The organism is Streptomyces sp. NPDC053427 (assembly GCF_044544985.1).
Classification (GTDB): domain Bacteria; phylum Actinomycetota; class Actinomycetes; order Streptomycetales; family Streptomycetaceae; genus Streptomyces.
Map to the genome: position 1 here is coordinate 120,179 of NZ_JBITYA010000001.1, position 26,465 is coordinate 146,643.

General features: G+C 73.2%; 24 protein-coding genes. 14 read left to right on the forward strand and 10 right to left on the reverse strand.

What is annotated here, in order from left to right:
- Nucleotides 1-48 precede the first annotated feature (48 nt).
- The 4 genes from egtD to egtA are packed head-to-tail and all read right to left on the reverse strand — an operon-like array spanning nt 49 to nt 4,478.
- Nucleotides 49-1,011 (reverse strand): L-histidine N(alpha)-methyltransferase, encoded by a 963-nt coding sequence (gene egtD / locus ACIGWZ_RS00455; protein WP_400059244.1) that lies wholly within the window; start codon nt 1,009-1,011, stop codon nt 49-51.
- Complete coding sequence (gene egtC, locus ACIGWZ_RS00460) at nt 1,008-1,763, reverse strand: ergothioneine biosynthesis protein EgtC (protein WP_400059246.1); 756 nt, start codon at nt 1,761-1,763, stop codon at nt 1,008-1,010. Before egtC ends, egtD begins: the two co-directional genes overlap by 4 nt.
- A gap of 52 nt (nt 1,764-1,815) precedes the next feature.
- On the reverse strand, nt 1,816-3,135 hold the full coding sequence (gene egtB, locus ACIGWZ_RS00465; protein ID WP_400059248.1) for an ergothioneine biosynthesis protein EgtB: 1,320 nt from the start codon (nt 3,133-3,135) through the stop codon (nt 1,816-1,818).
- Entirely contained in the window at nt 3,132-4,478 is a 1,347-nt protein-coding gene (gene egtA / locus ACIGWZ_RS00470) for an ergothioneine biosynthesis glutamate--cysteine ligase EgtA (protein WP_400059250.1), read from the reverse strand. Before egtA ends, egtB begins: the two co-directional genes overlap by 4 nt.
- 171 nt (nt 4,479-4,649) lie before the next feature.
- Here egtA and ACIGWZ_RS00475 point away from each other — a divergent pair, with 171 nt between their 5' ends.
- Nucleotides 4,650-5,852 (forward strand): SMI1/KNR4 family protein, encoded by a 1,203-nt coding sequence (locus tag ACIGWZ_RS00475; RefSeq protein WP_400059252.1) that lies wholly within the window; start codon nt 4,650-4,652, stop codon nt 5,850-5,852.
- A gap of 33 nt (nt 5,853-5,885) precedes the next feature.
- On the opposite strand, the gene ACIGWZ_RS00480 is transcribed toward ACIGWZ_RS00475, so the two are convergent.
- Nucleotides 5,886-7,097 carry a pyridoxal phosphate-dependent aminotransferase gene (locus ACIGWZ_RS00480; protein ID WP_400059254.1) on the reverse strand — a complete coding sequence of 404 codons (1,212 nt, stop codon included), beginning with the start codon at nt 7,095-7,097 and terminating at the stop codon, nt 5,886-5,888.
- Nucleotides 7,098-7,233: 136 nt separating this feature from the next.
- Here ACIGWZ_RS00480 and ACIGWZ_RS00485 point away from each other — a divergent pair, with 136 nt between their 5' ends.
- A complete protein-coding gene (locus tag ACIGWZ_RS00485) occupies nt 7,234-7,899 on the forward strand; it encodes a winged helix-turn-helix transcriptional regulator (RefSeq protein WP_400059256.1) in 666 nt (221 codons plus the stop codon).
- Between the two features lie 59 nt (nt 7,900-7,958).
- Here the strand turns inward: ACIGWZ_RS00485 and ACIGWZ_RS00490 are convergent, their stop codons facing one another.
- Nucleotides 7,959-8,093, reverse strand: coding sequence for a hypothetical protein (locus ACIGWZ_RS00490; RefSeq protein WP_400059258.1), 135 nt, complete (start codon nt 8,091-8,093; stop codon nt 7,959-7,961).
- Between the two features lie 289 nt (nt 8,094-8,382).
- On the opposite strand from ACIGWZ_RS00490, the gene ACIGWZ_RS00495 reads away from it, so the two are divergent.
- Nucleotides 8,383-9,474 carry a glycosyl hydrolase family 18 protein gene (locus tag ACIGWZ_RS00495; RefSeq protein WP_400059260.1) on the forward strand — a complete coding sequence of 364 codons (1,092 nt, stop codon included), beginning with the start codon at nt 8,383-8,385 and terminating at the stop codon, nt 9,472-9,474.
- Here ACIGWZ_RS00495 and ACIGWZ_RS00500 read toward each other — a convergent pair.
- Nucleotides 9,418-10,314: a helix-turn-helix transcriptional regulator gene (locus ACIGWZ_RS00500; RefSeq protein ID WP_400059261.1), complete on the reverse strand. Its 897-nt coding sequence runs from the start codon at nt 10,312-10,314 to the stop codon at nt 9,418-9,420. The genes ACIGWZ_RS00495 and ACIGWZ_RS00500 overlap by 57 nt on opposite strands.
- A gap of 189 nt (nt 10,315-10,503) precedes the next feature.
- Between ACIGWZ_RS00500 and ACIGWZ_RS00505 the strand changes: the two genes are divergently transcribed.
- Genes ACIGWZ_RS00505 through ACIGWZ_RS00515 form a run of 3 tightly spaced genes read left to right on the forward strand, consistent with a single transcriptional unit; the run spans nt 10,504 to nt 13,864 of the window.
- On the forward strand, nt 10,504-11,502 hold the full coding sequence (locus ACIGWZ_RS00505; protein WP_400059263.1) for an NADPH:quinone oxidoreductase family protein: 999 nt from the start codon (nt 10,504-10,506) through the stop codon (nt 11,500-11,502).
- Nucleotides 11,499-12,719 (forward strand): acyl-CoA dehydrogenase family protein, encoded by a 1,221-nt coding sequence (locus ACIGWZ_RS00510; protein ID WP_400059265.1) that lies wholly within the window; start codon nt 11,499-11,501, stop codon nt 12,717-12,719. The genes ACIGWZ_RS00505 and ACIGWZ_RS00510 overlap by 4 nt, the downstream gene beginning before the upstream one ends.
- A complete protein-coding gene (locus ACIGWZ_RS00515) occupies nt 12,716-13,864 on the forward strand; it encodes an acyl-CoA dehydrogenase family protein (protein ID WP_400059267.1) in 1,149 nt (382 codons plus the stop codon). Before ACIGWZ_RS00510 ends, ACIGWZ_RS00515 begins: the two co-directional genes overlap by 4 nt.
- A gap of 14 nt (nt 13,865-13,878) precedes the next feature.
- Here the strand turns inward: ACIGWZ_RS00515 and ACIGWZ_RS00520 are convergent, their stop codons facing one another.
- Nucleotides 13,879-14,502 (reverse strand): hypothetical protein, encoded by a 624-nt coding sequence (locus tag ACIGWZ_RS00520; RefSeq protein WP_400059269.1) that lies wholly within the window; start codon nt 14,500-14,502, stop codon nt 13,879-13,881.
- A 241-nt stretch (nt 14,503-14,743) separates the two neighbouring features.
- Between ACIGWZ_RS00520 and ACIGWZ_RS00525 the strand changes: the two genes are divergently transcribed.
- Nucleotides 14,744-16,096, forward strand: coding sequence for a hypothetical protein (locus tag ACIGWZ_RS00525; protein WP_400059271.1), 1,353 nt, complete (start codon nt 14,744-14,746; stop codon nt 16,094-16,096).
- Between the two features lie 10 nt (nt 16,097-16,106).
- On the opposite strand, the gene ACIGWZ_RS00530 is transcribed toward ACIGWZ_RS00525, so the two are convergent.
- Nucleotides 16,107-17,000 carry a LysR family transcriptional regulator gene (locus tag ACIGWZ_RS00530; protein ID WP_400060743.1) on the reverse strand — a complete coding sequence of 298 codons (894 nt, stop codon included), beginning with the start codon at nt 16,998-17,000 and terminating at the stop codon, nt 16,107-16,109.
- Between the two features lie 80 nt (nt 17,001-17,080).
- Between ACIGWZ_RS00530 and ACIGWZ_RS00535 the strand changes: the two genes are divergently transcribed.
- From ACIGWZ_RS00535 to ACIGWZ_RS00545, 3 genes are all read left to right on the forward strand, one after another.
- Complete coding sequence (locus tag ACIGWZ_RS00535; RefSeq protein WP_400059273.1) at nt 17,081-18,058, forward strand: DMT family transporter; 978 nt, start codon at nt 17,081-17,083, stop codon at nt 18,056-18,058.
- Between the two features lie 393 nt (nt 18,059-18,451).
- Nucleotides 18,452-19,681, forward strand: coding sequence for a S1 family peptidase (locus ACIGWZ_RS00540; protein ID WP_400059275.1), 1,230 nt, complete (start codon nt 18,452-18,454; stop codon nt 19,679-19,681).
- Between the two features lie 209 nt (nt 19,682-19,890).
- On the forward strand, nt 19,891-20,298 hold the full coding sequence (locus ACIGWZ_RS00545; protein WP_400060745.1) for an acyl-CoA thioesterase: 408 nt from the start codon (nt 19,891-19,893) through the stop codon (nt 20,296-20,298).
- A 191-nt stretch (nt 20,299-20,489) separates the two neighbouring features.
- Here ACIGWZ_RS00545 and ACIGWZ_RS00550 read toward each other — a convergent pair whose 3' ends face one another.
- Nucleotides 20,490-21,272: a DeoR/GlpR family DNA-binding transcription regulator gene (locus ACIGWZ_RS00550; RefSeq protein ID WP_400059277.1), complete on the reverse strand. Its 783-nt coding sequence runs from the start codon at nt 21,270-21,272 to the stop codon at nt 20,490-20,492.
- A gap of 230 nt (nt 21,273-21,502) precedes the next feature.
- Between ACIGWZ_RS00550 and ACIGWZ_RS00555 the strand changes: the two genes are divergently transcribed.
- From ACIGWZ_RS00555 to ACIGWZ_RS00570, 4 genes are read left to right on the forward strand one after another with little or no spacing between them, the layout of a single operon-like run.
- Nucleotides 21,503-22,795, forward strand: a complete 1,293-nt coding sequence (locus ACIGWZ_RS00555; protein WP_400059278.1) for an MFS transporter — start codon at nt 21,503-21,505, stop codon at nt 22,793-22,795.
- 13 nt (nt 22,796-22,808) lie between these two features.
- Entirely contained in the window at nt 22,809-24,335 is a 1,527-nt protein-coding gene (locus tag ACIGWZ_RS00560; protein WP_400059280.1) for an FGGY family carbohydrate kinase, read from the forward strand.
- Nucleotides 24,328-25,827 carry an FGGY-family carbohydrate kinase gene (locus ACIGWZ_RS00565; RefSeq protein WP_400059282.1) on the forward strand — a complete coding sequence of 500 codons (1,500 nt, stop codon included), beginning with the start codon at nt 24,328-24,330 and terminating at the stop codon, nt 25,825-25,827. Before ACIGWZ_RS00560 ends, ACIGWZ_RS00565 begins: the two co-directional genes overlap by 8 nt.
- Entirely contained in the window at nt 25,824-26,450 is a 627-nt protein-coding gene (locus tag ACIGWZ_RS00570) for a histidine phosphatase family protein (protein WP_400059284.1), read from the forward strand. Before ACIGWZ_RS00565 ends, ACIGWZ_RS00570 begins: the two co-directional genes overlap by 4 nt.
- Nucleotides 26,451-26,465 lie beyond the last annotated feature (15 nt).

Genomic DNA, 26,465 nt, shown 5'->3' on the forward strand with positions numbered 1-26,465 from the left:
TGACCGGTGCATCGAACCACACAGGTGGCGGGATACGGCAGTCGGAAGTCAGCCGCGGACCGACAGCGACAACGCGAAGCGCTCCGCGTCGTCCGTCCACCACTTGCTCAACTCCAGCCCGGCGGCGGCCAGTTCGGCCCGCGCGCCGTCCTCGCGGAATTTCGCGGAGACCTCGGTCCGTACCTCCTCCCCCTCGGCGAAGGACACCGCCAGGTCCACTCCGGGGATCTTCACGGTCAGCTCCTTGCGGGCCCGCAGCCGCATCTCGATCCACTCGCGCTCGGGGTTCCACAGCGCGACATGGTCGAAGTCCGCCGGGTCGAAGTCGCCGCCCAGCTCGCGGTTGATGACATGCAGGACGTTCTTGTTGAACGCGGCGGTGACGCCTTGTGCGTCGTCATAGGCCGCGACGAGGGTGGCCTCGTCCTTGACCAGGTCGGTGCCGAGGAGCAGGGCGTCGCCCGGCGACAGCAGGTCGTGGACGGAGCGGAGGAAGGCGGCGCGCTCGTCGGGCAGCAGATTGCCGATCGTGCCGCCGAGGAAGGCCAGCAGCCGCGGGCCGGGCGCCTCGGGGAGGGCGAGGCCCCGCTGGAAGTCGGCGACCAGCGCGTGCACCGTCAGGCCGGGGTGCTCGGTCAACAGGGTTTTGCCCGCCGCCGTCAGGGCCGATTCGCTGACGTCGACCGGGAGGTAGGTGTGCAGTCCGGTGAGCGCGCCGATGAGGTGACGTGTCTTGTCGGACGAGCCCGAGCCCAGCTCGATCAGGGTGCGGGCATCGGTGGCCGCGGCGATCTCCGGGGCGCGGGCGAGCAGGATCTCCCGCTCCGCGCGGGTCGGGTAGTACTCGGGCAGCTGGGTGATTTCCTCGAACAGCTCACTGCCGCGCGCGTCATAGAACCACTTGGGCGGCAGCTGTTTGGGTGTACGGGTCAGCCCCTGGGCGACATCGGCGCGCAGTGCGGCCGCGGTGGCGTCGGCGGGGAGGGTGCGGGTGATGCTGAGGGGGCTCACGCGGCAGGCTCCTTGAGCGGGGTGAGGTGGACGTCGGTACGGGTGGCGCGCACCAGGGTGCGGTCCGGGACCTCGGTCCACTGGGGTGCGTCGTCGTAGGGCTCGGAGGCTACGACGACGCCGCCTCCTGGGGCGGTCAGGTGGAAGAGGGTGTCGCCCCACGCGGTGGCGGCGACGGTGGTGCCATCGGTGAGCAGCAGATTGAGCCGGGAGCCGGGGGCGGCCTCGGCGACGGCCGTGACGGTGCCGGCCAGTGCGTCGCCGAGTTCGTCCCCGGCCGCCAGCCGGTGCCGGACCAGCGCGAACAGGAACGCCGCATCGCAGCGGGCGGGCAGCCGCAGCAGCTCCGCGGGCGGCAGCGCGGCGGCCAGCGGGGCGAGCGAGTCGGGCCAGCCGAGCACGGCGCCGTTGTGGCTGAACAGATACCGCCCGTCCGCGAACGGTGCCGCCGCGGCCTCGGCGTCCGCCCCCGCCTCGGTGGCATCCCGTACCGCGGCCAGCAGCGCACCGGTGCGCACCACCCGCGCCAGATCGGGCAGCAGCTCGTCGGCCCAGATCGGCCCGGCCCGGCGGTAGCGGGCGGGTATCGGGTCCTCGGGGGCGTACCAGCCGACCCCGAACCCGTCCGCGTTGACCGTCCCGTGCAGCTGCCGGCGCGGTGCCCACGCCTGCCGGTACAGCCCCTGGGGCGGGTCCAGCACCATCCGGCGGATGGGTATCTCCGGCCCCAGATAAGCAATATGACGGCACATCAGGCACCGGCCCCCTCGGATGCGTGTCCCCGGAAGTCCGGCGTTTCGGCCCTCACGCGCCCGCCGCCGGGTCGGCGTCCCGGGCGGTACGGAACCCGGCGAAGATCTGCCGCCGGACCGGCAGGTCCCAGTTGCGGAACGTCCCCCGGCAGGCGACCGGGTCGACGGCGAAGGACCCGCCGCGCAGCACCTTGTACTCGTCGCCGAAGAACACCTCCGAGTACTCCCGGTAGGGGAAGGCGGCAAAGCCCGGATAGGGGAGGAAGTCGCTGGCCGTCCATTCCCACACGTCGCCGATCAACTGCCGTACGCCATAGGGGGATTGACCGTCCGGATAGCTGCCGATGGGGGCGGGTTGGAGATGCCGCTGGCCGAGGTTGGCGTGGGCCGGGGTCGGGTCCTCGTCGCCCCAGGGGTAGCGCATCGCCCGCCCGCTGTCCGGATCGTGCCGGGCGGCCTTCTCCCACTCGGCCTCCGTGGGCAGCCGCCGGCCCGCCCAGCGCGCGTACGCGTCCGCCTCGTACCAGCTGACATGCAGCACCGGCTCGTCCGGCGGCACCGGCTCGGTCACCCCGAACCGGCGGCGCAGCCACTGGCCGCCGTCGCGCTTCCAGAACAGCGGCGCGCGCAGCTTGTGCTCCCGTACCTGCGCCCAGCCCGCCTCGCCCCACCAGCGCGGCTCGTCATAGCCGCCGTCCTCGATGAAGCGCTGGTAGGCGCCGTTGCTGACCGGCGTGGTGTCGATCAGGAAGGAGGGCAGCAGCCGGCGGTGCGCGGGGCGCTCGTTGTCCAGCGCCCAGGGCTCGGCGGACGTGCCCATGGTGAACGGGCCGCCGGGTATGAGTACTTCGTAGGGCAGGACGGTGTCGGAGACGGGCGGCGGCGCGGGCGCGGTGAGCACGGCCGGACCGCTCCGGAGCTGGTGTGTGATCAGCATCGTCTCGTCGTGCTGCTGTTCATGCTGCGCGATCATCCCGAAGGCGAACCCGGAGTCGAGCAGCGGACCGCCGCGCAGCGGGCTGGCGTCGAGGATGTCCAGCACCCGGCCGCGTACCTCGGCCATGTAGCCGTGGGCCTCGGCGGGCGCGAGCAGCGGCAGCGACGGGCGCGTGGCGCGCGGATGCTCGAAGGCGTCGTAAACGGAGTCGATGTCCGGGCGCAGCGCGTCCCGGCCGCCCACGGTGCGCAGCAGCCACTGCTCCTCCTGGTTGCCTATGTGGGCCAGGTCCCAGACCAGCGGCGACATGAGCGGGGAGTGCTGGGCGAGGAGATCGGGTTCCTCGACACAGGTGGTCAGCAGGCGGGTGCGTTCGCGGGCGGCGAGCAGCGCCGAGGCCGCGCGTGCGCGGAGCGACTCGGGGTCGTTGGTCACTTACTGTCCTTCCCAAGGGTGAGGCCGCCGGCCGGGCGCTCGGTGAAGGCCGCGGGGTCGGTGATGTCCGTGGTGCCGGGGGCGTACGCGCGGTCGGCTTCCGCGGCGTACAGGGCGTCGAGATGGTCGTCGGCGGGGCACCGGCCGCGGGCCACATAGCGCTCGGTGAAGTCCGCGACGGCCGCGATCACCTCGGGGGAGGCGCCGAGCCGGGGCAGCGCTTCCTGGGCGGCGGCGAAGCAGGTCACCGCGGCGGCGTGCAGCTCCGGGTCGGTCATCGCCCCGCGGGCCGCGCGCCGCCACAGCGGGTTGCGCGGCGCCGGACGCGAACCGGCCGTCTCGGCAAGGGGTTTGACGGTGCGATAGGCGATCTCCGTCGCCTCCGGGTCGTCGAACAGCGCGGCCGTCACGGCCAGCGGCACGATCCAGCCGCCGTCGCCCGCCTGCGCGTCGATCATGCGCAGTTCCAGATGGCCGCGCGGCCGGACCGGCGGGAAGAGGGTGGTGACGTGGTAGTCGAGGTCCTCCTGGGTCGGTGGTCGGGGCGCGCCGGTGCGGACCCATTCGCGGAAGGTCAGCCCCTTCGGCGCGTCCCAGGGGCCGGCCTCGGAGCGCAGGCACATCACCGGGGCGTCCAGGACGTAGCGCGCCCAGGCGGCCCGCGGGTCCGGCTCCTGGGGCGGGGCGAGGGTACGGTCCGGGTCGAGCTGGGACCAGACGATCTGGCGGGTGGTGCGGTAGCCCGTGGGGCAGCCCTCACTGGTCGGCGAATTGGCGAAGGCCGCGGCCAGCACCGCGCCCAGCAGATGCGCCAGCAGCCACCGCCGGCCGTATCCGAGCGGCCCCGGCTCCTCGTACCCGGAGTCCACACACACCTGTACGGACGCGGTGCCGCACATCATGGACCGGCCGGCGCTGCCCCAGCGGTCGAAATAGGCCTCCATCGCGTTGTAGCGGGGATCGGTCAGCACCCGGTGCGGGGCGTGCCAGGGATTGTGGCCGTGTCCCGCCATCCCCAGACCCATGGCGCGCATCGCGGGACGGACCAGTGCCAGATCGGCGGTGACGGCCTCGATGCAGGCGCTGAGGGAAGTGGCGGGGAGCGAGCTGAGCTCCAGCTGGCCGCCGGGTTCGAAGGTGAGAAGGGACGAGAGGGGAAGGGCGCGCAGCGCGGCGGCCGCGGTGTGCAGCCGGGACGGTTCGACCGGACATCGGGGGTTGCGGGCGTCGTGGACCAGAAATTCGATCTCGACGCCGATGCGGCGCGGCGGACCCGTCTTGAAACATATTCCGCGCAGGTGAGCTTCGAGTTCCGCTTCCGTTACCGCTGGTCGTACGGGCATTGCGGGGTGCTCCCTCCGGAACGGCGGCAGGATTGCCGTCCTCCACCTAAGCGGCTGCGCGCCGCGCGCTCAAGGGCGCGTCGTCTCCGCGGACGGTGATTGCCGGGCGTTCACCGCGGCGTCGGGCGGGCGGCAACGAATCGTGAGCGTCAGGCCCGTTAGAGTGAGGCGATGGACAGCGCTGACATCGTCAGTTTCACCTCGCCGCACCCGGAGCGCCCGCCCAGGCCGGTCACCGTCGACTGGCCGGCGGTGGAAAAATGGCTGGGACTGCGGCTACCGGACGATTACAAGCGGCTGGCCGACGCTCATGGTCCGCTGGACTTCGGCGCGTACCTCTGGATTCACGTCCCGTGCGGGGAACACAGCCGCTTCGACTACGGGGAGTGGCTGCGTGAGACGCACCGCACCGCCCGCATCGAGGCCCGCGCGCTGCCGGAGGACCGGCGCCCGGCCGTTCACCCCGAGCCCGGCGGACTGCTGGCCTGGGGCGTCAGCAGGGGGAGCGATGTGCTCTTCTGGGACACCTCGGTCTCCGCGGACCCCGATGAGTGGACGGTCGTCGTCCACCACCGGGGCGCCGTCCCCGGCAGCGGCCTGGAGCCGTGGCACCGCTACGGCCTCACCCTCACCGCATACCTCCGGCACACCGTCCGTGACGCCTGGGAACTCCCCTCCCCGCCCGGGCCCCTGATCGGCCCCCTCCCCGGCAGCATCGCCCGCACCGCCTTCCTGGAGAACGCCGCACCCTGGACCCCGCCCGCGCCCACCGTCCCCCGGCTCACCGACGCGGAGCGCCGTATCGCCCTGGAGACCGGCACCGGCCTGGAGGCCCTGCGGCTGCTCTCCCCGCCGCCCGGAACTGCGTACCTGGGCGGCGGCACCTGGGAGGGCCTCTTCGCCGAGCTGGGCACCCGGCTGCCCGCCGAGTACCTCACCTTGATGTCGGAGTACGGCGCGGGCTGCTGGAGCGAGTGGCTGCGTTTCCTGACCCCGCTGCGTACGGGGGAGCGGCGGTTCCTGGACCACGTCGAGGAGACGACGGACATCTACCGGAGCCTCCGGGAGAGCCATCCGGAGTACCACCCGCTCCCCATGTGGCCCGAGCCGGGCGGCTTCCTCCCCTTCGCCAACTCCGTCGACGCCGACTGGCTCGGATGGCTCACCGAGGGGGACGACCCGGATGCCTGGCCCCTGATCGTCAGTCCCCGTCACGCCCGTCAGGGTGAGCCCTGGAAGCACGGCCTGATCGACGCCCTGGTCGCCTGGCAGCGCGGCACCTTCGTGACCGAGGGTCTGGCAGGGCTGGACGAGGACGACGATCCGGTCGAGTGCGCGGGCTTCGAGGCGTGGACCGACAAGGCGTACTGGTGAGTCCGAGGGGCGCCGGGCCCCTCCGAACGCCCGCTACTGGCGATACCCCGCCAGGAACCGCCCGATCCGGCTGATCGCCGCGTCGAGGTCGTCGGCGTGCGGCAGGGTGAGGATGCGGAAGTGGTCCGGGCGCGGCCAGCTGAAGCCCGTTCCCTGGACGACCTGGATCTTCTCCCGGAGGAGGAGGTCGAGGACGAACTTCTCGTCGTCGTGGATCTTGTGTACGGCCGGATCGAGGCGCGGGAAGGCGTACAGCGCGCCCTTGGGCTTGACGCAGGAGACGCCCGGGATCTCGTTCAGCCGCTCCCAGGCCACATCGCGCTGTTCGCGCAGCCGACCGCCCGGCAGAACCAGGTCCTTGATGGACTGCCGGCCGCCGAGGGCCGCCTGGATGGCGTACTGCGCGGGGGCATTGGGGCACAGCCGCATGGAGGCGAGGGTGTCCAGGCCCTCCAGATAGTCGGCGGCGTGCCCCTTGGGGCCGGAGACGACCACCCAGCCGGAGCGGAAGCCGGCGACGCGGTAGGCCTTGGACAGGCCGCTGAAGGTGAGGCAGACCAGGTCCGGAGCGAGCACCGCGGCGTGGTGGTGGACCTCGTCGTCGTACAGGATCCGGTCGTAGATCTCGTCGGCGAAGACCATCAGCTGGTGGCGCCGGGCGAGATCGAGCATGCCTTCCAGGAGCTCGCGGGGATAGACCGCGCCCGTGGGGTTGTTGGGGTTGATGATGACCATCGCCCGGGTCCGGTCGGTGATCTTCGAGGCGAGGTCGTCCAGGTCCGGCAGCCAGTCCGCGGACTCGTCGCACAGATAGTGCACGGCCTTGCCGCCGGCGAGGGTGGTGACCGCCGTCCAGAGGGGGAAGTCCGGGGCGGGGATCAGCACCTCGTCGCCGTCGTCGAGGAGGGCCTGCACCGCCATCGAGATGAGCTCGGAGACGCCGTTGCCGAGGTAGATGTCGTCCACGTCCACCTCGGGCAGCCCGACCTGCTGGTAGTGCTGGGCCACCGCGCGGCGGGCGGAGAGGATGCCGCGGGACTCCGTGTAGCCGTGGGCGCGGGAGAGGTTGCGGATCATGTCCTGGAGGATCTCTTCGGGGCATTCGAAGCCGAACAGCGCCGGATTCCCGGTGTTGAGGCGCAGCACGCTGTGGCCCGCCTCCTCCAGCGCGTTCGCGTGCTCGATCACCGGCCCGCGGATCTCGTAACAGACGTCGGCCATCTTGCTGGACTGTTTGAACTGCATGCGGCGGCCTCTCGGTTCCTCGGGCACCGCGCGACCGCGGCAGCACTCGTCACTTGTCACTCGTCACACCGTACCTGCGTACTTGGTTTTACCAAGCGAGGACTTGGAAAGTCCAACTTCTGTCTATGCTGAGGTCATGCCGCGCCGAAGTTATGACCAGTACTGCGCCCTCGCCCGAGCCCTGGACGCCGTCGGGGACCGCTGGACGCTCCTGATCGTCCGGGAACTGCTCGGCGGCGCCCGGCGCTACACCGATCTGCACGCCGACCTGCCCGGCGTCAGCACGGACATGCTCGCCTCCCGCCTCAAGGACATGGAGCGGGACGGACTGGTCTCCCGCCGCCGGCTCGCCCCGCCCGGTGCCGCCTTCGTCTACGACCTCACCGCCCGCGGCCGCGCCCTGCTGCCCGCGCTCACCGCCCTCGCCGACTGGGGCGCCCCGGCCCTGGACGAGAAGCGCCCCACGGACGCGGTACGGGCCCACTGGTTCGCGCTCCCGCTCATCACCCGGCTCGGGCGGCACTTCACGGACGGCACAGAGGTGGTCGATATCGCCCTGGACGAGGGCGAGTTCCATGTGACGCTGGGCCCGGCCGGCGAGGGCGGCGAGGGAGGCCCCGGCTACGCCGACGGGCCCGCCGAGCGCCCCGACGTCCGTCTCCGGATGGACACCCCGACCTGCGCCGACATCGCGTACGACCGCCTCTCCCTCGACCAGGGCATCGCCTCCGGCCGGATCGCGGTCACCCTGCCCGCCGAGGACGACGGACGACGGCAGGAGACGAGAGCGACGACGGCATGAGGACGACGCGCCGTGCCGCCGGTTGCGTCGATCTGGCGCAGACGGCGGGCCCGGTACGGCTACGGGGTCCGGTACGGCGGCGTGGAGTCGTCCAGCGGTTCCGGGATCCGGATCAGCGGGACGGGCTTGTTGTGCGGCCGGCCGTTGGAGGTGACGTCGCGGATCGCCCACACCGCGCCCGGAACTCGTGGCACAGCGCCTCGACCCCCTGCACCGCAACCGTGCGCTCCGGCGCTGCGCTCAGCCCCCGTAGGTGCCCGGCCCCGACGGTGTGTCACCAGCCGCCCAGTAGATGCTGCCTTGCGCAGGGATTGACGCGCGAGGGTCGTGCGGCGGATCGGCGGGGGAGGGGCCACTGCGACGGACGCCGCGTCTCATGCCCCGTCAGGAACGCTCACCCGTACGGCGCGAGCGCGCGGCCGCGGCCCTCCGTTCGGCTCAGCTGATGGAGCGCCGGGTGCGGCACCGGGTGAAGCTTCGGGCATGGACCATGTATCAGCTGCCCGGGTGCGTCCCGGGCTCGCGCTCGTGCTGACCGCGGTGGCGCTCGCCGGACCCCTTGCCCCGGCGGCCGCGGCCGCGGCGCCACCAGGGACCGAGGCCGGCCTCGCGCTGGCCGCCGACCGGCGCACCGCCTCGGCCTGGCTGCCGTACTGGGGCGACACCGAGGCCGCCTACCAGGACGCGCTGGAGCACGCCGACCAGCTGCACACCGTCAGCCCCTTCTGGTACGAGGCCTCGGCCGACACCGTCAAGGCGGAGGACGGCGCGGGGAACGAGGGGGTCATCGACGGGCTGCACCGCGCCGGCATCAGGGTCGTGCCCACCGTGACCGAGACCGCCGGCGCCGCCGAGATGGCCGCCCTGATGCACGACCCGCGGCGCCGGGCCGCGCATGTCGACGCCCTGCTGGAGACGGCGGGCAGCCGCTCGTACGACGGGATCGAGCTGGACTACGAGACGATGGCGACCACCGGCGACCGGGCCACCCAGGAGCGCGTCCGGACCGGATTCAACCTCCTCACCCGCGACCTGTGCGCACGACTGCACGCCCGCGGCAAGGAATGCGTCATCACCGTCCTGGCCCATGTCCGCGGCCCCGGCGGGGCCTACGACTACCAGCACCTGGGCAGGGTCGCCGACACGGTCCGGATCATGGGCTACGACCTGCACTGGTCCGGCGGCGACGCGGGCCCGCTGTCGTCCAAGGACTGGTACGAGCAGGTTCTGCGCTACGCCACCGACACCATCCCGCGGAACAAGATCGAGGTGGCCTTCCCCGGCTACGGCTGGGACTGGACCAAGGGGACCAAGGGCCGGGCCGGCCATCTGACCTGGAAGGAAGCCGACTCGCTGCGCAAGCAGACGGGCGCCGACTACCACTTCGACTCGGCGTCGGGCACCCCGTACTTCACCTACCGCAAGAACGGCGCGGAGCACGAGGTCTGGTACCAGGACGCGCGCGGTGTCGCCGAGCAGCTGCCGCTGCTGAAGAAGTACGGGGTGCGGGGCACCGGCCTATGGGCGCTCGGCTTCGAGGACCCGGACGTCTGGGCCGCGCTCCGCGGCCAGTAGCCGCAGCGCCGCCTCGGACGGCGAACCGTCCGCCGCGGTGTACATCAGCACGCCCTGCCCGGACCCGTCCGGCGTCCGCATCATCTCGAAATCCAGCTCCATGTCGCCCACCAGCGGATGGTGGAACAGCTTGGTGCCGAAGGTGCAGTTGCGCACGCCGTGCCGCGACCACAGGGTGGCGAACTCGGTGCTCTTCATCGACAACTCGCCGATCAGCTCGGTCAGTTGCGGGTCGTCCGGGTACTGTCCCGCGGCGACCCGCAGCGAGGAGACGGCGCGCCGGATCTCCGTGTCGCGGTCCGGGTAGAGCTCGCGGGTGTGCGGGTCGAGGAAGAGCAGCCGCTGGGCGTTGGGGCGGTCCTGGGGGCGGCCGGGGCTGTCGAAGTCCAGGTGGCCGGCGATCAGGGCGTGCCCGAGCCGGTTCCAGGCCAGCACCTCGAAGCGCGGGCCGACCGCGACGGCCGGTACGCCGTCCAGCGCGGAGAGCAGCTGGCGCAGCCCGGGGCGTATCTTGTCGTGCCGCACCGCCGGGCGGCGGCGGTTCGGCGTGGGCCGGGCCAGATCGAGCAGATGCGCCCGCTCGTCGCCGGTCAGCCGCAGCGCGCGGGCCAGCGCCTCCAGCACCCCTTCGGAAGCGTTGTGGCTCTGGCCCTGCTCGAGGCGGGTGTAGTACGCGACGCTGACCCCGGCCAGCTGGGCGAGCTCCTCGCGGCGCAGTCCGGGCACGCGGCGGCGCGCCCCGTAGGCGGCCAGTCCGACGTCCTCCGGCTGCAACCGGGCGCGGCGGGTGCGGAGGAAGTGCCCCAACTCGGCGGGCGTGTCCATGCCTGGTGCGTCCATGCCCCCAGTCTCGGTCATCGCGGCGCCGGGAGCCTGACCCTGTCAGTACCAGGGTCCGCGTCATCGGCCCGATGGGCCTCCGCAAACTGTTCCCTCCGAGATACCGACCGCTTAGTATGTCGCTCGACGACGGCAAGGGGGCCGGCGTGCCGTCGTACCCCGCACATCCGAGGTCTGTGGAGGCACCTGGTGAAGGCATGGCGCGTATCCGCGAACGGCGAGCCGCGTGAGGTGATGCGGCTGGAAGAGGTGCCGGACCCGCAGCCGGGCCCAGGGCAGCTGCTGCTGCGCGTACGGGCCGCCAATGTCAACTTCCCCGACGCGCTGCTGTGCCGCGGCCAGTACCAGGTACGGCCGCCGCTGCCGTTCACCCCGGGCGTGGAGATCTGCGGCGAGGTACTGGCCGCGGGGGAGGGCGCGGCCGGCGAGATCGGACAGCGGGTGCTGGCCCAGCCGCCGCTGCCCGACGGCGGGTTCGCCGAGCTCGCGGTCGTCGACGCCGCCACCGTACGGCCCGCGCCCGAGGCCCTCGACGACGCCGAAGCCGCCGCCCTGCACATCGGCTACCAGACCGGCTGGTTCGGGCTGCACCGCCGGGCCCGGCTCCAGGCGGGCGAGACCCTGCTGGTGCACGCCGCGGCCGGGGGCGTCGGCAGCGCCGCCGTACAGCTCGGCAAGGCCGCCGGCGCCCGGGTCATCGGCGTGGTGGGCGGCGCGGACAAGGCCCGCATCGCCCGCGAACTGGGCTGCGACCTCGTCCTCGACCGGCGCGCGGACGACATCGTCGCCGAGGTCAAGAAGGCCACCGGCGGCCGCGGCGCGGACGTGGTCTACGACCCGGTCGGCGGCGACGCCTACGCCAAGTCCGTCAAATGCATCGCCTTCGAGGGCCGGATCATCGTCGTCGGCTTCGCCGGCGGCGCCATCCCCAGCCCCGCCCTCAACCACGCCCTGGTGAAGAACTACGCGATCCTGGGCCTCCATTGGGGTCTGTACAACACCAAGGACCCGGCCGCGGTCGACGCCTGCCACGAGGAGCTCACCAAGCTCGCCGCCCAGGGCGTCATCAAGCCGCTGATCGGCGGCCGGGTCCCGCTGGAGGGCGCCGCCGAGGCCGTACAGCGCGTCGCCGACGGCACCTCCACCGGCCGCCTTGTCGTCATCCCCGAACCGGAGGAGGCACGATGACCGACGCCGCCGACCTGCGCCGCCGCACCGCCGACCTGCTCGCCGCGCACCCGCCCACCACGACGGACCGGCTGGACTTCCTGCGCGCCCGCTTCGACGCGGGCCTCGCCTGGGTGCACTTCCCCCAGGGCCTGGGCGGCCTGGACGCGCCGCGCGCCCTGCAAGCGGTCGTGGACGCCGAACTGGAGGCCGCCGGCGCCCCCGGCAACGACCCGGGCCGCATCGGCATCGGCCTCGGCATGGCCGCGCCCACCCTCCTCCGCTACGGCACCGACGAGCAGAAGCGGCGCTTTCTGCGCCCCCTGTGGACCGGGGAGGAGGTGTGGTGCCAGCTGTTCAGCGAGCCCGGCGCGGGCTCCGACCTGGCCGCGCTCGCCACCCGGGCCGTGCGGGACGACGAGGGCATCTGGACCGTCGACGGCCAGAAGGTCTGGACGTCCGGTGCGCACCAGGCCCGCTGGGCGATCCTGATCGCCCGCACCGACCCCGACCTGCCCAAACACCGCGGGATCAGCTACTTCGTCTGCGATATGACCGACCCCGGCGTCGAGGTGCGGCCGCTGCGCCAGATCACCGGCGAGGCCGAGTTCAACGAGGTGTTCCTGACCGGGGTGCGCATCCCCGATGCCCATCGCCTCGGGGACGTCGGCGAGGGCTGGCGGGTCGCCCAGACCACGCTGATGAACGAGCGGGTCGCCATCGGCGGCGCCCGCATCCCCCGCGAAGGCGGCATGATCGGCGTCGCCGCCGCCGACTGGCGCGAGCGCCCCGAACTGCGCACCCACGACCTGCACCAAAGGCTGCTGAAGCTGTGGGTGGACGCCGAGGTCGCCCGGCTGACCGGCGAACGGCTCCGACAGCAGCTCTCCCCCGCTCTCCACTCCGTTCGAGCGGGAGGTGCCCCCACGGGCCAGCCCGGCCCCGAGGGCAGCGGCATGAAACTCGCCTTCGCCCGGCTCGCCCAGCAGATCAGCGGCTGGGAGGTGGAGTTCCTCGCCGAGGACGGACTGACCTACGACGACTGGACGCTGCGCCGCCCCGAAGGCGTCGACTTCACCGGACGCCAGGCCGGCTACCGCTATCTGCGCGCCAAGGGGAACTCCATCGAAGGAGGCACCTCCGAAGTGCTGCTCAACATCGTCGCCGAACGCGTGCTGGGGCTGCCGCCCGAGCCGCGCACCGACAAGGACGTCGCGTGGAAGGACCTCCCCCGATGACCGACCCGCTGCAGAGCGCCACCGACCCCGACCTCCTCTACTCCGAGGACGAGGAGGCGCTGCGCGACGCCGTACGCTCCCTGCTCGCCGACCGCAGCGATCCGGCCACCGTGCTGGCCGGACTGGAGTCGGACCTCCCCTATGACGCCGGACTGTGGCGCGCGCTCGCCACCGAGATCGGCACCGCCGGACTGCTGGTCCCGGAAAAGCTCGGCGGCGCCGGCGCAAGCGCCCGCGAGGCCGCCGTGGTGCTGGAGGAACTCGGCCGCTCGGTCGCCCCCGTGCCCTATCTGACCAGCGCCGTCATCGCGGTCACCGCGCTGCTCGGCTGCGACACGGACCACGAGGACGTCGCCGGATCGCTCGCCGCGCTCGCCGACGGCCGGACCGTCGGCGTGCTCGCCCTACCGCTGCCCACCGCGCCCGGCGGGGCCGCGGAACCGGCCGTACACGCCGCCGCCGACGGCACGCTGACCGGCCGGGTGACCTCGGTCGCCGACGCCGGCGCCGCCGAACTGCTGCTGGTGTGGGCCCGGCGTCCCGACGGCCCGGCCCTGTACGCGGTCGATGCCGCGGGGGACGGCGTACGGACCGACGCGGTTACGCCGCTCGACCTCACCCGGCCCCTGGGCCACCTCACCTTCGACGGCGCCCAAGGCCGCCTCCTGGCCACCGGCGACCGCGCCCGCACCGCCGTCGAGCGCGCGCTGCTCACCGGCGCCGGACTACTCGCCTCGGAACAGCTCGGCATCGCCGAATGGTGCCTGGCCGAAACCGTGCGCCACACCGCGGAACGCACCCAGTTCGGCCGCCCCGTGGGCTCGTTCCAGGCGCTCAAACACCGGATGGCCGCCCTCTGGCTCGAGGTCGCCTCGGCCCGCGCCGCCGCCCGCAACGCCGCCGACGCGCTGGCCACCGGCAGCCCCGACACCCCGGTGGCGGTCGCCGTCGCCCAGGCGTACTGCGCCCCGGTTGCCGTCCACGCCGCCGAGGAGTGCATCCAGCTGCACGGCGGCATCGGGATGACCTGGGAACACCCGGCCCATCTCTTCCTCAAGCGGGCCAAGGGCGACGAGATCGCGCTGGGCGCCCCGGGACGGCACCGGGACGCCCTGGCCGGGCTGGTCGATCTGAGCGCCCCGTAACGAGCGGGAGGTGGTCAGCCGGTGACGGCGAAGCCCTTGCTGAAGGCGCGCGCCACGCCGTCATGGGCGGCCACCTCCAGCGAGTACGCGCGGCCGGGCGCGACCAGCGGCAGCGTCACCAGGGCCTCGCCGGTCGCCCCGGCGCCGGCCCGCGGCGCGACCAGCGCCACCCGCTGCGTCCGCTTGCCGCGGGTGCGCACATGCAGCCAGACGTCCACCTCGCCGCCGGTGTTGTTCGTCCAGGCCACGCTGAAACTGCCGTTGACCCGGAAGCTCAGGCCGGGCTGCGGCGCCGTCACCGCGATCCGCGGCCTGCGGGGCGCGTGCTTGGCCCGCCCGTGCGCCGGCTTGCCGTGTGCGGCCTTACCGTGTGCGGGCTGGGCGTGCCGGGGCTGCGCGTGCCGGGGCTGGGCGGCGGTGGCGGCGTCCAGGCCGGTGGTGGCGGCCCTCGCCACCGAACCGCCGTGGCCCAGGACGTCCGCACGGTCGGGCGCGGCACCGGGGGCGCCGCTGGTCCTCACCTCCGTGGGCCAGGGGCGGGCGTGCGACGGAAGCAGCGTCAGTACCAGCAGACAGCCGACGGCGGTGGCGACGACGGCGACGGCCACGGACTTGAGCATCGAGGTCGCCCTGCGCATCCTGATCTCGTTTCCTCGGGGGAGGGACGAGCCGGAACATCCCCGGTCATTTCATCATCAAAAACGCCACGCTGAGCGATCACCTGGATGGACATGCCCGCCGCGACAGGGCGCACCGGCCGGGGGACACTCCACCGGCGACGGGCGTTTTCCGGCCACCCGAACGGCCGCCGCGAGCGCTGTGCACCGGCCCCCGTCGCCGGTGATGTCCTGAAAGTGCGGTTCGGGTAGCGTCATATGCATGAAGACCGCAACCCGTCGTACGCTGTTCGGTCCGGTGCTCCTGCTGGTGGCCGCCCTGCTCGCGGTGGTCACGGCGCTGGCACCCGGCGCCCGCGCCGCCGGCGGACTCGACGCGGCCGCGGCGGCCCTCAAGCAGGGCCCGGTCTACGTCGATCCCCGCGCCTCCGGCCAGTTCCCCAAGGCCGAAGCGGACGCGCTGGCCAAGAAGATCAAGAATTCCGGTAAGCCGATCTTTGTCGCGGTACTGCCCCGGGCCGCCGAGTACCCGTCCAAGACGCTGCTCCAGGACCTGCGCACCAAGGTCGGCATCAGCGGGGTGTACGCCGTGGAGCTCGGCAACGCCTTCAACGCCGGCGCCGACGCCCGGGTGATGCCGCACAGCTCCGTCCAGAACCTGGTCGGCTCCGTCAAGCGCTCCGACTACCCCACGGTCTCCCAGCGCCTGAACAGCTTCGTCGACATCGCCGACCAGCAGGCGAACGGCCACGCCCCGTCCTCCTGGGGCGGCGCGGACACCTCCGGCCTCGGCACCGGAGCCGCCATCGGGCTCGGTGCGCTGGTCGTCATCGGCGGCGGTGGCGCGTACGCCATCGCCCGCCGCAACCGCCGCAAGCGGGCCGAGGAGGAACGCGCCGCGCTCGAGGACCTGCGGGTCGTCGTCGACGAGGACATCACCGCCTTCGGCGAGGAGCTGGACCGGCTCGACTTCAGCCCCGACGAGCACGGCGCCGACGACGCGATGCGCGCGGACTACACCCATGCGCTGGACGCGTACGAGAACGCCAAGTCGGCGATGGCCCGGGCCGAGCACCCCGGCGACGTCCAGGCGGTGACCACCGCCCTGGAGGACGGCAGGTTCTCGCTCGCCACCCTCGCCGCCCGCCGCACCGGCGCACCCCTGCCCGAGCGCCGGCTGCCCTGCTTCTTCGACCCCCGGCACGGCCCGTCGGTCGTCGACGTCCCATGGGCGCCGGCCGGCGGCGCGCAGCGCACCGTACCCGTCTGCGCCGCCGACAAGAGCCGCCTGGACGACGGCCGCGAGCCGCTGGCCCGTACGGTCCGCACCGAGCACGGCGACCGCCCCTACTGGGAAGCGGGCCCGGCCTACGCACCCTGGGCCGGCGGCTACTTCGGCGGCGGCCTGCTGCCCGGCCTCCTGGTGGGCACCCTGCTCGGCAACATGATGATGTCCACCAACGCCTACGGTGCGGACTTCGGCGGCCCCACGGGAACCGAGGGCGGCGACTTCTCCGGATCCGACTTCAACTCGGACGACTTCGGGGGCGGCTTCGGCGACGGCGGCGGCTTCGACGGCGGTGGCGGTGGCGGGGGCTTCGACGGCGGCTTCTGACCGCCCGCGCTCACGGCCGCGCGGCGACCGCGCGCAACGCCCCCAGCACCCGGCGCACCTGCGGCTGCTCGGCCGTGCCCGTCGGCGTGAGCGCATAGATCGAGCGGCTGACCGGCCGGATCAGCGGATGCAGACGGATCGGGTCGGTCGCCGCGGGCAGCGCCATACGAGGCACCAGCGTGACGCCCGCGCCCGCCGCGACCAGGGCGGTGAGCACCGAGAAGTCCCCGGCCAGCACGAGGGGCCGCGGCACGAACCCGACCGCACCGCAGGCGCGCCGGGTCAGCTCGTCGCACGCGGTCTCCGGGAGCGGCAGCAGCCACTTCTCCTCCGCGAAGCGGGCCAGGTCGACCGGCTCGTCGGGGGCGAGGCCGAGCCGGTCGGCGAGCTCGGGCGGCAGCGCGAGCAGGACCGGGTCGTCCTGGAGATGGTGCTGCTCGCAACCGGGCGGCAGATCGCGCGGCACCAGCGTGTAGGCGTTGACCACGGCGATGTCCGCCTCGCGCCGGCGCAGCGCCTCGATCGCCGGCTCCGGTTCGTGCTCGGCCAGGGTGAGATCCACCGCCCCGGCCAGCCGCCGCCATACGGCCGGGAGCAGCACCCGCGCGGCGGACGGGAACGCCGCGACGCGGACCGGGCCGTGGCCGCCGCCCCGCAGGACGTCCAGTTCGGCCTCGGCCGCGGCCAGCCCGCCGAGGATCACCTCCGCATGATCGACCAGCAGCCGCCCGGCGGGCGTCAGCCGGAGCGTCCGCCCGTGCTTCTCCAGCAGCGGGACGCCGGCTTCCTTCTCCAGCGCGGCCAGCTGCTGGGAGACGGCCGGGCCGGTCAGACACAGCGCCTCGGCGGCCGCGGCGACGGTGCCATGGACGGCGAACTCCCGCAGCAGGCGAAGGCGACGCACCTCAAGCAAGAAGCTCACCTTATCGATCACGTAAAAAACAGTCACTGGATCTATTGCATCGTAGCCGCAACGCTGGACCCGTGACCTTCCGCAGCCTCCGCAAACCCCTCGACGCCCGCGCTCCCCGCGCTCCCCGCGGCCTCGCCACGACGGCCGCGCTGGCCGGCACCGTCGTCCTGTGGGCCTCGGCCTTCCCCGCGATCCGCGTCGGCGTGGCCGGCCTGGGCATCGCCACGCTGTCCTTCCTCCGCCTGGCCGTCGCCTCGCTCGCGCTCGCCGCCGTCGCCCCGTTCCTGGGCGTACGGCTGCCCCGGGCGCGCGATCTGCCGCTGATCGCGCTGTGCGGCGTCACCGGGATGACCGCCTATCAAGTGCTGCTCAACTGGGGCGAGGTGCACGTCCCGGCCGGCACCGCCGGTCTGCTCATCGCCGCCGCACCGGTCTTCAGCGTGCTGCTGGCCGGCGCCTTCCTGGCCGAGCCGATCACCCGCCGAGTGGTCGTCGGCAGCCTCACCGCCCTCGCCGGAGCCGCCGTCGTCTCCCTCGGCGGCGGCTCCACCGGGTTCTCGCCCGGCGCCCTGGTGGTGCTGGCGGCCGCCCTCGTCCAGGGCGCGTACCACTGTGCGACCAAGCCGCTGCTGCGGCGCTACAGCGGCCTCGAGGTCGCGGCGTACGCGATGTGGGCGGGCACGCTCTTCGCGCTGCCGCTGGCCCCGCACACCGCCCGGACGATCGCCGCCGCCCCGGTGGACGCCCTGGTCCCGGCGGTGTACCTGGGGCTGCTGCCGTCCGCCCTCGGCTTCGTGATCTGGGGCTATGCGGTCGCCCGGCTCCCCCTCGCCACCTCCACCGGGGCCCTCTACCTCGTCGCGCCGGTCGCCCTCCTCGTCGCCTTCGGCTGGCTCAACGAAGTACCGCATCCGACGGAGTTGGCCGGCGGCGCGGTCACCGTCCTCGGCGTGGTGCTGCTCAACCGCCGTCCGGCCCCGCGGCCGCAAGACGCCGCCCCTCGCCCACCGGCACCGACCGCCCGCTCGGCGCCCGGCAAGCGCACATGACGCGGCCGCGCGGCGCGCACGGCCGCCGGCTCGTCCGCCCACGGTTCGGCCGACCGCAGCGGCGGGACCGTCAGGCCGAAATACCGCAGTACGGCACAGGTGTGGCGCCGGCAGTTCGCGCCCCCGGCCAGATCGGCGGCGAGGTCCCCCGAGGGTGACGGGCATTCAGGTGTCGCCGCTCCCGGATGGCGGGCGACCGAGTAGCTGACGTTGCGGATGACCGCCGGCAGCCGCGCCGGGGCCTCCGGGCCGCAGGGCACGGGGATTTGACGACAAGAGGGTGATGCCACCGGCCCATGATGCAAGGGATCTTCCCGATGCCGCACGCCGTCAGGTCGACGAGGCTCGGCACACCGGTATCGACGCGTACTCGACCCCGCGAGGAGATCCCCGATGCACCGCCGCTTCCGCAAGGCCGCTCTCTGGGGCGCGACCATGGCCGCCGTCATGGCCGCCGCAGGCCCGCTCAGTCCGGCGCACGCCGCGCCGCAGCCCGACCCCACGCCCCAGCCCTCGCCCCGCGGCATGCTCGACGCGATGCGCCGCGACCTGGGGCTGACGCCCGACCAGGCCCGCACCCGGCTCGCGCAGGAGGCCGAGGCGCAGCGGGCCGCCGTCGCGGTGCGCCGGGTGCTGACCGCGCCACCGGCCGGCATGTGGTTCGACAAGACGGTCGGCAAGCTGATCGTCGCGGTCACCGTCGCCACCGACGCGGAGCGCGTACGGGCCGCCGGGGCGCTGCCCAAGACCGTCAAGCACAGCCGCGCCGAGCTCACGGAACTCGTCCGGCAGATCGGCACCAGGGCCGGCAACGGCGTGCCCGGCGTCACCGGCTGGGGCGTGGACGAGCGCGCCAACGGCGTCGTGGTCCGCGTCGACCGCCGGGCCGGCAGCGCCGCGACGGACGCCTTCGAGAACGCCGTACGCTCGCTCGCCGCCCATCCGCGGATCCCCGTCACCATCGAGCGCAGCGACCAGTCGCCACGTCAGCAGGGCGGCACGGTCATCGGCGGCGAGCGCTGGATGCCCGGCCAGGAGGGCATCTGTTCCATCGGCTTCTCGGTGACCGGCGCGGCCGGCTTCGAAGGCTTCCTGACGGCCGGTCACTGCACCAACGACGCCGATCAGCCCGCGTACGGCAAGGACGGCAGCCTGGTGGGCACCTCCAACGAAGGCGGGCACCACAGCGTGATCGGACACGAGGGGGACTTCGGCCTGGTCACCGTGAACGGGCCGGGCTGGCGCCTGTCGCCGAACGTGGCCGGCCAGGGCGGGCAGCCGGTCGCCGTGACCGGTTCGCAGGAGGGCGTGACGGGCACGTCCGTCTGCCACTCCGGGGAGGCCACCGGCTGGCACTGCGGCGAGATCACCCGGACCGAGCAGACCGTGGACTACGGCACCGCCATCGTCGACGGGCTGTCGTTCACCAACGCCTGCTCGGCGCCCGGGGATTCGGGCGGCTCGTACGTCACCCAGCCCGCCACCCCGAAGGCCGTCGGGCTGCACTCCGGCGGCGGCACGGCCACCTGCAGCGACGGCGGCGGCGACACCGTCACCATCTTCCAGCCGGTCGACGAGGCGCTGGCCAAATGGGACCTGACGCTGCGGATGGGCGGCTCCTGACCGTGCCCGCCGCGGAAGACTCCCGGCCGCCGGTCCCCGGCACCTACCATGTGACGCGAGTGGCCCATGAGGTCTGACGCGTCAGCCCGGAGGGCCGGCGCCTACGGGGAGCGGGAGAGAACGTGGCAAACACGACGGATGCGGCGGATACGACGGGCGCGGCAGGCGCGCAGGGTACGGGGGAGACCGCGAGGCCGTTCGCCGTCGGGATCACCGTCCGCGGCTATGAGACGGACACCCAGGGCCATCTCAACCAAGCCGTCTACCTCCAGTACGCCGAGCACGCCCGCTGGTCGCTGCTCCAGGCCGGCGGTATCCGGCAGAGCGCCATGGTGGAGCGGCGCGTCGGCCCGGTGACGGTCGAGACGACCATCCGCTACCGGCGCGAGCTGCGGGCCGGCGACGAGGTCGAGGTCAGCTGCGCGTTCGTGTGGGGCGAGGGCAAGACCTTCGTCATCGAGCAGACGGTGACCAAGACCGACGGCACGGTGGCCGCCGAACTGAGCGCCGTATGCGGCCTGCTCGACCTCGAGAAGCGCAAGCTCCTCGAGGACCCGCGGGCGGCCTTCCGCGAGTTGGCCGCCGAGCCCGGGGTGCTGGGGCTGGGGCTGGGCTGAGACCTGGGGGGCGGTCGAACACATCCCGTAGGGGACGCCGGCGCCCCCTGCGGGGCCACAACGTGGCGGGCCGGGGCGGATATTCCCGTGGTGCACCACGCGATCGACTGAGATGCCGCCCGGGGCCGGGTGCTCGGGACCCCCGTGCCCGGGGCCGGTGCGTCCGGAACCGCCGATCGGCGAGGCACTCCCTACGGCCGCTGCGGTACCACCATCACCTCGGTGCCGCGCGCCCGTACCGTCCGTATCTGCTCCGCCGGGAGACCGTCGTCCACGATCAGCAGATCGAAGTCGGTCAGCGGAGCGAGGGCGTACAGCCCGTCCTTGGTGAACTTCGTGTGGTCGGCTACCAGCACCCGGCGCGCCGCGCTTTCCATCATCGCCCGCTTGACCTGCACCGTTTCCGGCGAGGTGTGATAGCAGCGGCCGTTGATGACGGCCGTGGTGGACAGGAACAGGACATCGGCGCGGAAGGCCCGTACCGCGTCCGCGGTGTGCAGCCCCATGAAGGCGTCATACGCCGGGAAGTAGGCGCCGCCCAGCGTGATCAGTGAGATGCCGGGCTCCTTGGCGAGGGTGGTGATGGCCGGGAGCGAGTTGGTGATGACGGTCAGCGGGGTGTGCTCGGCGGCCTGGTGAGCCAGGAGGAGACAGGTGGTGCTGTCGTCGAGCAGCACCACCTGCCCGGGGACCAGCAGCGTCGCCGCGGCCCGCGCCAGCTGCTGCTTGGTCGCCGCCATGGTGGCCATCCGCTCCGCGACGCTGCCGTGGAACTGCGCCGACGGCAGCCCGGTCGCCCCGCCCCGCACCTTGCGCAGCCAGCCCTGCGCCTGGAGCGCATCCAGATCGCGGTGCGCCGTCATCAGGCTGACGCCGAACTCCTCGGCGAGGTCCGAGGTGCGCACGAAACCGCTGGCGATGACGCGCTCGCGTATCCGCCGCCGCCGCTCCTCCTGGGCCTCGACCCGGTCCATCGCGCTCGCTCCCGTCCCGTCCCCGCGTGAATTCGCCGCGTTATGTTCGCACGGATCTCACACTGCGCGCGGGGCGGCGGCCCTGTCCACATGCGGTTCCGGTACGACGCAACATGGCTGGTCGTGGCGCCGATGCGAAGATTCCGGCGGCCATTGACGCCCGATTCCGCCCGGCGGTTCCATCGCTCCGTTCGCCCCTCCTGCCGAGCCGCCGCAGAAAGGGAGATTCGATGCCGAATTCTCCGTCGCGTTCGCTGATCACCCGCCTGGGCATCCCACCGACCCTCCTGTGGGGATACCTCGGACTGCTCCTCTTCATGATCGGAGACGGGGTCGAGTCCGGCTACCTCTCGCCGTATCTGACCGACCAGGGCTTCTCGGAGTCCCGCGTCGCGCTGCTGTTCACCGTCTACGGGATCGCCGCCGCCGTCGCGGCCTGGCTCTCCGGAGTGCTCTCCGACCTGTGGGGCCCGCGCCGCGTCATGTGGACCGGCCTGGGCATCTGGGCCGTCTTCCAGCTGCTCTTCCTCGCCCTGGCCCTCCCCACGGCCAGCTATCCGCTGATGCTCCTCGCCTACGGCCTGCGCGGCCTGGGCTATCCGCTCTTCGCCTACGGATTCCTCGTCTGGATCGCCGCGGTGGCACCCCGGGCCCGCCTCGGCACGGCCATGGGCTGGTTCTGGTTCGCCTTCACCGGCGGCCTGCCCACGCTCGGCTCGCTGGTCGCCAGCGGCCTCATTCCCGGCATCGGCGCCTACGCCACCCTGTGGGCCGCACTCGTCCTGGTGGCCGCGGGCGGCCTGATCGCCCTGCTGCTGGTACGGGACGACCGGGGCGGCAGACAGCCGCGGACCGGCAGCCCGCTGGGCACGCTCCTGGGCAGCATCACCATCCTGTGGCGCAACCCCCGCGTCGGCACGGGCTCCGTCGTCCGGGTCATCAACACGGCCTCGCAGTTCGGCTTCTTCGTGATCATGCCGATCCACTTCACCAGGACCGTCGGCTTCGACCTCACCCAGTGGCTGCATCTGCTCAGCGCGATGTTCGCGACCAATATCTTCGCCAACCTGCTGTTCGGCGTGCTCGGCGACCGCTTCGGCTGGCGCCGCACCATCGCCTGGTTCGGCGGCGCCGGCTGCACCCTGAGCACCCTGCTGCTCTACTACGTACCGAACGCGGCGGGCGCCAACTTCCCGCTCGCCCTGGTGGTGGCCGCCTTCTACGGGGCTACGCTGGCGGGATATGTACCGCTTTCGGCGCTGGTGCCCACGATGGAACCGCGGCACAAGGGACAGGCGCTGGCCGCGCTCAACCTCGGCGCGGGCGCCAGCACCTTCGTCGGCCCCGCCGTGGTCGCGGCGTTCGTGGGACCCCTCGGTGTCGAAGGTGTGGTCTGGATCTTCGCGGGGATGTACGCGGTGAGCACCGTTCTCGCCCTCTTCCTGAAGCTGCCGGACGAGTCGCCCACCGCGGACGGCGCACCGCCGACCGGTGCGCCCGCCGCCGCCTCGGCCCCGGCGTGAGAGGACCCCACTGATGTCCGTACTGACCATCGACGTCGGCACCACGGTGATCAAGTCCGTCGTCTTCGACGACCAGGGCACCGAGATCGCCGTCGCCCGCCGCGCCACCGAGGTCCTGCGCCCGCACCCCGGCTGGGCCGAACAGGACATGGAGGCCGTCTGGAGCGCCGTCGTCCATACCGTCCGCGACGTCCTCGACGGGCTCGCCGACCCCATATGGCTGGTGTCCTTCACCGCCCAGGGCGACGGCGCCTGGCTCGTCGACGACCGTGGCCGCCCCACCGGACCCGCCATCCTGTGGTCCGACGGGCGCGCCGGGGACCTGCTCACCGCCTGGCAGCGGGACGGCGTCCTCGAGGCGGCCTTCCGCCGCAACGGCTCGCTGACCTGCACCGGCATGCCCAATGCCCTCTTCAGCTGGCTCGCCGCCCACGACCCGGACCGGCTCGCCCGCTCGGCCACCTCGCTCACCGCCGCCGGCTGGCTCTTCCTGCGCCTCACGGGCATCCGGGCGAGCGACGAGTCCGACGCCTCGGCGCCGTTCCTCGACCACACCACCGGCGACTACGACCCCGGCATCCTCGAGCTGTTCGGTCTGAGCGCCTACCGGCGACTGCTGCCCACCGTGCTGGGGGAGTCCGAGCGCATCGCCGAGCTGACCGGCCCGGCCGCCGACCAGCTGGGCCTGCCCGCGGGGCTGCCCGTGGTGATGTCCCCGTACGACATCGCCGCCACCGCCCGCGGCGTCGGCGTGGTCAACCCCGGCCAGGCCTGCAGCATCCTCGGCACCACGCTGTGCACCGAGATCGTCCGCACCGAGATCGACACCGGCGGCGAACCCTCCGGCGTCAACATCGCCTACCGCGGCCGCGAACGCGTGCTGCGCGCCTTCCCCACCCTCAACGGTGCGGAGGTGCTCGGCTGGGCGGCGCGGCTGCTGCACCTGTCCGGCCCGCCCGAGCTGGCCCGGCTCGCCTTCTCGTCCGAGCCCGGCGCCCGGGGGCTGTCGTTCCTGCCCTACCTCTCCCCGGCGGGCGAGCGCGCCCCGTTCCTGGACCCGCGGGCCCGCGGCTCCTTCTGGGGCATGTCCCTGGAACACACCCCCGCCGACCTGGCCCGCGCCGTCTTCGACGGCCTCTCCCTGGTCCTGCGCGACTCGCTGGCCGCCGCCCGTACGGACATCAGCGAGCTGCGGCTGTGCGGCGGCGGAGCCAACAGCGACGCCTGGTGCGCGCTGATCGCCGATGCCACGGGCGTGCCGACCGCCCGCTCCGGCGACACCGAACTCGGTGCCAAGGGTGCCTTCCTGACGGGTCTGGTCCGTACCGGCGCCGAGTCCAGCATGCATCGCGCCGCCGCCAAGTACGTCCGGATGCAACGGAGTTGGCAGCCGGACCCGGAGCGTGCGGCGTTCTACACCGCGCTCTACGAGGACTTCCTCGGCTGGCGCGGCCTCGCCCGCGAGGCCGGCTGGCGCAGCGGCGCCGTATGGCGAGGAAACCCCCGCGTCGCCACACCCCTCGGAGGCATCCGTGTCTGACCCCCGCACCCCCACCCTCGACGGCATCTGGCTGGGCCTGGACCTCGGCACCCAGAGCGCCCGCTGCGCCGCCGTCGACGGCACCGGCCAGGTCCTGGCCACCGCCGCCCGCCCGCTGACCGGCCACCGCGAGGGCAGGCGCCATGAGCAGGACCCGCAGGAGTGGTGGGCGTCGCTGTCCGCCGCCTGCCGGGACGTCCTGGACGGGATCGACGCGCGACGCGTCCGCGGCCTCGCCGTCGACGGCACCTCCGGCACGATCCTGCTCGCCGACGACCGGGGAACGCCGCTCACCCAGGGTCTGATGTACGACGACGGGCGCGCCGACACCCAGGTCACGGCCGTCAACGAGGCGGGCGCGGAGGTCTGGCGGGAGCTGGGCTACCGCAGCATGCAGCCGTCCTGGGCGCTGCCCAAACTCCGCTGGCTGCTGGACCACGTACCGGCCGCGGGCGTCGCGGGGACCCGGCTGCTGCACCAGGTGGACCTGATCACCTGGAAGCTGGTGGGGCGCCAGGTCGCCGCCGATGCCAGCCATGCCCTCAAGACCGGCTATCACCTGATCGAGGAACGGTGGCCGGGGAAGGTGATGGACGAACTCGGCGTACCCGAGGGGCTGTTGCCCGATGTGGTACGGCCCGGCACCGCGCTCGGCACCGTGTGCGCGGACGCCGCCGAGGCCACCGGAATCCCTCTCGGCACCCCCGTCATCGCCGGGATGACCGACGGCTGCGCCGCCCAGATCGCCGCCGGAGCCCTCGCACCCGGCGCCTGGAACTCGGTGCTCGGCACCACCCTCGTCCTCAAGGGCGCCAGCCCGCACCTGGTCCGCGACCCCGCGGGCGTCGTCTACTGCCACCGCGGGCCGGGCGGAAGCTGGCTGCCGGGCGGCGCCTCCAGCAGCGGCGCGGGCGTCATCTCCCAGTACTTCCACAGCGAGAACCTGGACGTGCTCACCGCGCAGGCCGCCGCCCTCGACCCGGACGCGGTCGCGTACCCCCTGGTCTCCACCGGCGGCGAGCGCTTCCCGTTCAGCGCCCCCGACGCCGAACCCTTCATCGTCGGCGAAGTCCCCACCCGCGCCGCCCAGTTCCACGCCTACCTCCTCGGCGTCGCCTGCCTGGAACGGCTCTGCTTCGACTATCTCGACCTGCTCGGCGCGCCCGTCGACGGACCGCTCACCTTCACCGGCGGCGGCACCCGCAACCGCTACTGGTGCGGGCTGCGCGCCGATGTCCTCGGCCGCCCCGTACGCCTGCCCGAACACGCCGAGGGCGCCGTCGGCATGGCCGTCCTCGCCGCCACGTCCTCCGGCGTCGGCCTGGAGGAGGCGGCCGCGGCCATGGTCCGCATCGACACCGAGATCCAGCCGTCACCGGACCGCACCGCCCGCTACCTCCCCCTCTACCTCCGCTTCCTCGACGAACTCACCGCCCGTGGCTGGCTCGACCACGCCGTGGCCGATCACGCCCGCAGGAGGGCCGCTTCGTGACCGACTTCATCCTCGTACGCCACGGTGAGACCGTCTGGCACGCGGAGAACCGCTACGCCGGCCGCACCGATGTCCCGCTCACCGACCACGGCCGCGACCAGGCCGCCGCCCTCGCCGTTTGGGCGGCCACCGCCTCGCTCACCGCCGTCTGGAGCTCCCCGCTCGCCCGCGCCCGGCTCACCGCCGCCCCCGCCGCCGACGCCTGCGGCCTCACCCCGCGCATCGACGAGCGGCTCTACGAACTCGACTTCGGCCGGGGCGAGGGCCTGACCAGGGACGAGATGCGCCGGGCCTTCCCCGATCGGCTCGCGGCCTTCCTCGCCGACCCGGTCGACCGCCATCTGCCCGACGGCGAGCACCCGCGGCGGGCCGCCGAGCGCGCGGCCGCCTGCCTGGCCGACCTCGGCCGGGAACAGCCCGACGGCCGGATCCTCGTCGTCGCCCACTCCACCCTGCTCCGGCTGCTGCTCTGCCACCTCCTCGGCATCCCCCTCGCCGACTACCGCCGGGTCTTCCCCCGGCTGGACAACGGCGCCCTCACCGAGATCCGCAGCGAGCACGGGCACACCGCCCTGCTCCGCTTCAACGCCCCGGCCCTGACGCAGGCTCCCGCCTTCCGCTGACCGCACCACCACCCC